7 protein-coding genes are annotated in these 6,699 nt (G+C 36.2%); all 7 read left to right on the top strand.

Annotated features, from left to right (window positions below; translation table 11 throughout):
- The first annotated feature begins 24 nt into the window (after positions 1-24).
- The gene (locus J7E35_RS18755; RefSeq protein WP_214782438.1) at positions 25-1,263 is read left to right on the top strand and encodes a hypothetical protein; all 1,239 of its coding nucleotides are present in this window, start codon (positions 25-27) and stop codon (positions 1,261-1,263) included.
- Positions 1,264-1,774: 511 nt separating this feature from the next.
- A complete protein-coding gene (locus J7E35_RS18760; protein ID WP_353050015.1) occupies positions 1,775-2,326 on the top strand; it encodes a bifunctional transcriptional activator/DNA repair enzyme AdaA in 552 nt (183 codons plus the stop codon).
- Between the two features lie 65 nt (positions 2,327-2,391).
- Positions 2,392-2,865: a DUF1203 domain-containing protein gene (locus J7E35_RS18765; protein ID WP_214782441.1), complete on the top strand. Its 474-nt coding sequence runs from the start codon at positions 2,392-2,394 to the stop codon at positions 2,863-2,865.
- A 237-nt stretch (positions 2,866-3,102) separates the two neighbouring features.
- Complete coding sequence (locus J7E35_RS18770; RefSeq protein WP_214782444.1) at positions 3,103-3,720, top strand: HAD family hydrolase; 618 nt, start codon at positions 3,103-3,105, stop codon at positions 3,718-3,720.
- A gap of 111 nt (positions 3,721-3,831) precedes the next feature.
- Entirely contained in the window at positions 3,832-4,491 is a 660-nt protein-coding gene (locus tag J7E35_RS18775) for a DUF429 domain-containing protein (protein WP_214782446.1), read from the top strand.
- A 152-nt stretch (positions 4,492-4,643) separates the two neighbouring features.
- A complete protein-coding gene (gene mutM, locus J7E35_RS18780; protein WP_214782452.1) occupies positions 4,644-5,447 on the top strand; it encodes a bifunctional DNA-formamidopyrimidine glycosylase/DNA-(apurinic or apyrimidinic site) lyase in 804 nt (267 codons plus the stop codon).
- Positions 5,448-5,690: 243 nt separating this feature from the next.
- Positions 5,691-6,699 (top strand): CsxC family protein (locus J7E35_RS23355; RefSeq protein WP_251041084.1); only part of this gene is annotated, 1,009 nt, incomplete at its 3' end.

Here is a 6,699-nt window from a genome sequence, read left to right on the forward strand (position 1 = left end):
GAAAAGACCGAGGAGATAGTTTAAATGTCTGAAGATAATATGTTAAATAACTCAAATAAAATCAATAAAATTGTTGTCTCTAATTCTATAGGTGATGAGCTTTCTTTGGAAAAAGTAACTGATGATAAATTGGAAGTAAAGAATAAATACAAGGAAGTCTTTTCATCTGACTTGTCATTGATGACGGGTAACGTTTCACAGACGGCATTGCAAGTTGCTAATCAAGGAATGACTTTAGCTCAAATTGCAAAACAAGCACCTAATGGCTTGTTTACTGCCACTGCAAATCCCTCCCAATTGTCTAAATTTGCAAATGGAACTACAACGACCATGGTGCGAGACGCGTCGGGGCATTTAGTAGAGCACGCTGGTTTTGCAAAAATTGGATTAAGTGCTTCAGTAAATCCAGCAGTAATTCTTTCAGCAGGAATGCAAGGGATGTCAGTTGTTTCAGGGACATATTATTTACATAAAATTAATAATCAAATTAGAGATATTGATGCGAAATTAGAAAAACTTCTAAATATCCATCATGATACAAGCATTGGTCGTTTGATTGCAGCTAAAAAGGGTTTGTCTGAAATTGCAAATAGAGAATTTGTTGATACTACTGATTTATCTGCTATTAGGAACTATAAAAAAACTGCTGATGAAATTCATGAAGAATATAAAAATCGTTTAAAAAGACGAATCGAGGAAGAGGAACTTGATTTAACAATTAAGATTGCTTTTGAGGCTAATAAATTGTCTTTGGTTGCAGAAGTAATTGAGATTGGAAAAAGAATGAAGAATGGTGATCAAATAGAATTTGTTAATGGACTTATAAGGCAATTAAAACAAAATTATACTAAAAGTTTTTATCTTAATATTGATTTAGAAGTTGAGAAGATCTATTCAATGAGACAGCAGCAGAGTAGTGACGAATTGGTTGATAAAGAGAAAAAATTAGAAAAATCAAGAGAGAAATTAAATGATAGTAATAATTATTACGGTCGGGCCATTCCGTTTATAATTGAAAATGCCTTCAATTACGTTGATACTTATAAAAATATAAGAGGTGTTAATAAAGTAAAAGAAAAAGTTGAGTTAGAAAACAAAAACTTGAGCGAATTAAAAAAAGGTTTGAATAAAAACAAGGAGACAGATGGAATTGATAAAATAATTGATAAAGTCGTTGAACTACCAAATAAAGAAATAGAAATTCTTTATATTCCTACCGAAAATAATAAACAACGAGTATTTGTGGCAGTTGTAGATGAGTAGAAGAAAAAATATGATATTTAAGCCTTCAAGATAATCTTGTGACTTTTTCGAATTAAAAATGGAGTTAATGAATAAGCGTATGGTTTTACCTATCAATAATGTGAATAATGTGAGTCGTAAGATTTGAGTTATTAAATATGAGCTATAAAAATGTTTGAGCCCCCTTAAAATAGGGGGAACATCTTTACGCAAAATCAATATTTACGCGTTTCAGTATCACCATTCTATCAAAACACACGTCGAGTGTGTTGCGTTGATAGAGTTAAAATAGCTTGGTATCAAAGGTTTTAAGCTTTTAATTAAAAATTAAAGTGTGTTTTATGTTCCCTCAGACCGTTGGTTTGGGGGAATTTTGTTTTGGAGAAAATATTTGCGATAGAATTTTTAAAAAATACATAGTTAGAAGAGGAAGGTTACTCGAGAGAGAATATGTTGGTGAAATACAGGAAGAAATTTTAGAACAAGGAAATATATAATAACTATAGAAGCGAAGATAGAGAGGTGAAGGTCTATTAAAAATGAAGAAAAATGGAAAGCAGTTAGTACCTGTAATAATTATTATGATGGGTTGTTTTATTATGCAGTCATAACAACGGGGATCTTTTGCAGACCTTCCTGTAAGGCCAAGACACCTTTGGAAAAGAACACCATTTTCTTTGATAATATAGAGGATGCGCTAAAAGATGGATTTAGGCCATGCAAAATGTGTAGGCCTGATCTAAATGAAACAACTTATGAACCTAATAAAGAATTAATAGAAAGGGCAAAAGAAATAATTATTAACAGTTATAATAAGCCTCTTAACCGTAAAGAAATAGCCCAGAAACTTGGTGTGAGCAATAATCATCTAGCAAGATTATTTAAACATTATTATGGTATGACCATATCTGAATATATTATTGAGTTAAGAATGGAAGAAGCAGCCAGGCTCTTGACACATACAGACATAGAAATTACTGAAGTTGCACTAAAAGCAGGGGTTAAAAGCATGTCTAACTTTTACAAAATTTTTAAAGAGAGAACTGGTTTAACCCCAAAAGAATACAGATTGAAGAGTCTGTAAGATAGTTATTTCAAGAAATGCTTCATAACAACTAAATAAGCTTTAAAATTAAAGGGGGATAGAATATGAGAAATAACTTTCAAATCGTTGCGTTACAAGAGAAGGAATTTAATAACCTATTTTTAATGAATGAAGGAGGATTAAAAAGTATCGGGGCAGTCAAAATGATAGCAAATAAAAAGCCTGGATATCCCTGCAGGGTAAGTTTGAAGGATGCAGAGGTAGGAGAAGAGGTAATCTTACTGAATTACCAATATCATTGTGTTAATTCGCCTTATAAAGCAAGTGGGCCTATATTTATACGAAAGGGAGCAACTACCGCAAAGCTAGATGTAAATGAAATTCCGGATATGTTACATCATAGGTATCTTTCTGTACGCGGCTACAATACTGACTCAATGATTGTAGAAGCAAGGGTTACAGAAGGTGTGAATTTGAGAGAAAATATAGATGAAATTTTTGATAACAAAGAAGTAGAATATATTCACATCCTTAACGCTAAACCAGGATGCTATAACTGCCTTGTTAATAGAGTGTGAAAAAGCTGCAAAATGCAAACATCTATAATCCTATTAGAATAATTATACTTTGCCATATGATCATTAGATCTAATAAGAGCTTAGTAGGCAAGTGGACTTTTTTAGACCACTTTTATTACGCAATACAGCGTTATAGATATATTATTCTGGACCTAGAGTTAGCAAATATGAAAACTTGAAATGGCAAGAGAAGAAAAAGTAAGTTGCAAAAAATTAGTTGAACGGGAGTGAAATGAATTGGATAGTATCATTTTTGATTTAGATGGAACCATCTGGGATCCGATAGACACTGTACTTAGTGCTTGGAATAACGTTATAAGAAAAAGTAATCTCATAAATAGTGAATTAACCCGGAAAGATTTTGAAGGTACGATGGGTTTACAGATGAATGAAATAAGTAAGAAACTCTTTCCTGCCTTAAATGATAAAGAACGTCAAAAATTAATAATAGATTGTTGCGAAGCAGAACAATCTATCTTAGAAAAGAATGGAGGGGTTCTTTTTTACAATGTAGAGAATGTTCTAAAGGAACTTTCTCAAATATACAAACTATACATCGTCAGTAACTGTCAAGATGGTTACATAGAAGCTTTTTACAAGTCTCATAGGCTTGATAAGTATTTTTTAGACTTCGAAAACCCAGGTAGAACCGGTCTGTCAAAAGGTGAAAATATTAATTTGGTTATTCAGAGAAATAACTTATTAAATCCAGTCTATGTGGGTGACACACAAGGTGATTTAGAAGCAGCCAGATTTGCTAATATTCCCTTTATTTATGCTGAATATGGATTTGGCCAAGTAAGTGAATATGATAAGAAGGTTAAGAGTTTTGAAGAACTTTTAAAAGTATTCTAGTGTAAATATACATGTAATCAAATTGAATACGTGAATAACCTTGCTGAATGTTCATTAAGCTAAATCGGGAATTGTTTATACAGCCTGTAATATGGAAGTGAGGGAGGTTATATGAGAGTAATCGGAATCGATTTATCAGGGCCAAGAAATCATAAGGATACGGTTCTCGCTATTTTTAAACAAGAGGGAAGACATCTGCAACTTATTAAGTGGGCAAATAATTTAAGTGATCAGGACATATTGCGAGAGGTTTTTGAGCAAAGTCAATTGGATGAGTTAGTTATCGGAATTGATGCACCTTTATCTTATGAAGACGGTGGAGGAGATAGAAAGAGTGACCGGGAACTAAGAAAGTTTATTGTGAATTTAGGGATGAAATCCGGGTCAATCATGCCGCCAACCTTAAATAGAATGGTGTACTTAACATTAAGAGGAATAAAACTTAGTAGAGAAATAGAGAATTTAAACGCCGCGTATTCCATTTCTCTAGTAGAAGTCCATCCAGGGGCAGTGATTGGATCGAGACTGTCCAAACAAAATATTGAATATGTGTTGGCTTACAAACAAGAACAATCAGCTAGAAGTTATATTCGAAATTGCCTTGTGGAGCAGGGGCTTACACAACTACCTATTGAAATAGAAGCAGAAAGCCATTCTATCGATGCATGTGCCGCTGCGTTAGGTGCATGGCACTGGAAGGCTTCTCCCTATGAAGCCAAATGGATTTACCCAGCTTGCCCCCCGTTGCATCCTTATGACTATTGCTGTTAATTCAGCAAAATATATTGTTTTATTTACCCTCGGACTAATGTTCGGGGGATTTTTAATACTCGGAGCTATCTTTTACGCAGAACTAAGAATTTATAATAATTCCACAGTAGGAAATACTGTAAAAATAAATTGTAAAATTGGGGGACAAAATGATGCCTGAATTGCCAGAGATGGAAACATATAAAACTTTACTGGGGTCATTGATCGGCGGGCAAAAGATTTCGGGTGTTGAGATTGGGCGGGAAAAGTCTATTAACGTACCAGTTGACAGGTTTACTGCGCAAGTTTCAAATCAAGCCATAAAAACGGTTACCAGAAGAGCGAAATATTTAATTTTTCAATTGCAGGACGGAAAATGTTTATTATTGCACCTAATGCTTGGCGGATGGATGTTTTTTGGCAAAGAGGAAAATAGGCCAAACAGGACAATTCAAGTAAAGCTATCATTCGGGGAACAACATTTATTTTTCATTGGACTGCGATTGGGCTACCTCCATCTTTTATCACGTGAAGAGGTCCAGGAAGAGTTTGGAAAACTGGGACCTGAAGTGCTTGATCCTGATTTTACATTGAACGCCTTTCATCGACTAATGCAAAAAAGAAGAGGAACAATTAAAACAACATTAATCAATCAAGAAGTGCTGGCTGGAATAGGGAATGGGTATTCTGATGAGATTCTTTGGCATGCAGAGATTCGTCCTGATAAAAAAATCAATGATCTTGACGATCAACAATTATCACGGCTATATCATTCGATTCAGTTTATCCTTAAGCGAGGAATTGAACAAGGTGGTTATATGGAAAATCCGCTATATAAAGGAGATGGAAAAACAGGAGGCTACCAATTTTATGTTTATGACAGAGAAGGAAAAGAATGTTCTCGCTGCAATACTTCCATTTTAAAAAAAGAAATCTCTTCACGGAAAACTTACTTCTGTCCCAATTGCCAGCAATAAATGACATTACTGTAACACCCCAGTGCAGCCACATAAACTCAGCACAGTTTAAAGCTGTTGTAAGAGTTGTACTTGCATAAATAGTAAAGCCTTATCCTTTTTGGATGAGGCTTTTTTGTATTCAAAGAAGGCATATGTGGATTTTCCCCGACGATTCAGTCTTTTATATAAATAGTCCAATCCTCTGTATAGAAATATCCATAAGATATTGTGTTCTCAATACAAAAAAAGGGAGTGAGATTATTGAGAGATAAAGAGAATCACAATAAGGATTTTCTGGCAAATATTAGTAATTGTTCAAACAGAAACGTAGCACCAGACGTGAATTTTGATGCAAGGATAAGCAAGGTACCTGTAGTCTTAGCTGAAATTGAAGTAAGTACCTCGGTTAAAGCTGATATTACATTCCCGGAAGATGTACTGGAAATCAAGGATATAAAAAAACGAGTAGTCCTTGTTCAATGTCGCCTTCTGGTTCCAACCAATCAGCTATTCATTAAAGGATATGTAGAAAAAAATATCAGATACGCAGCTGCACCAACGGGATGGAAGGGGAAGTGTATAGACTCAAATATCCGATCTTTTACCGTGAAAGTGCCATTTGAGTGTGCCACTACAATTAGGGAGTTCATAACTCGTCCAGTAGAGGTTCGGTTAAACCAGCGCAGGGAATTTGATTTCTTGGTCACTGAACCTTTATCGGAAGGCTTTCCTGAAAAAGATGAGCTGCTAACGAGCGACCTTTCACAATATCATCAATCCAGTATCCAACACTATAATGAACTTCCATACTGTGATTTGGTCTCCAGCAGTATTGTTGAGTACGATGAAGCAACAGACAGGGTGCCTCTACAAGAGGGAGCAATATTTGAAGGAACCTTTAGGAACATCGTGGAAAAGATGCTCGTCAAGTTTACAATTAAGCTGCTTCAAAAACAACAAGTTCCAATTGGTGGAGGAGCACCGGGACCGACTGGGCCAACAGGGCCAACAGGACCAACGGGACCAACGGGAGCGACTGGAGCAACTGGGCCGACAGGAGCAACCGGAGCGACCGGACCAACAGGACCAACCGCACCAACAGGTCCAACCGGAGCAACCGGAGCGACAGGACCGACTGGGCCAACAGGGCCGACCGGAGCAACTGGAGCGACCGGAGCAACCGGACCGACTGGGCCAACAGGGCCGACCGGAGCAACTGGAGCGACCGGAGCAACTGGAGCAACCGGAGCGACAGGGCCAACAGGGCCGA

Origin of the sequence: Bacillus sp. ISL-45 (assembly GCF_018613195.1) — a bacterium.
Lineage (GTDB): Bacteria > Bacillota > Bacilli > Bacillales > Cytobacillaceae > Mesobacillus.

Bases quoted from the DNA above. Each gene is read 5' to 3' on its own strand.
- mutM (WP_214782452.1), top strand. From the start codon at position 4,644: ATGCCTGAATTGCCAGAGATGGAAACATATAAAACTTTACTGGGGTCA.
- J7E35_RS18775 (WP_214782446.1), top strand. From the start codon at position 3,832: ATGAGAGTAATCGGAATCGATTTATCAGGGCCAAGAAATCATAAGGAT.
- J7E35_RS18755 (WP_214782438.1), top strand. From the start codon at position 25: ATGTCTGAAGATAATATGTTAAATAACTCAAATAAAATCAATAAAATT.
- J7E35_RS18765 (WP_214782441.1), top strand. From the start codon at position 2,392: ATGAGAAATAACTTTCAAATCGTTGCGTTACAAGAGAAGGAATTTAAT.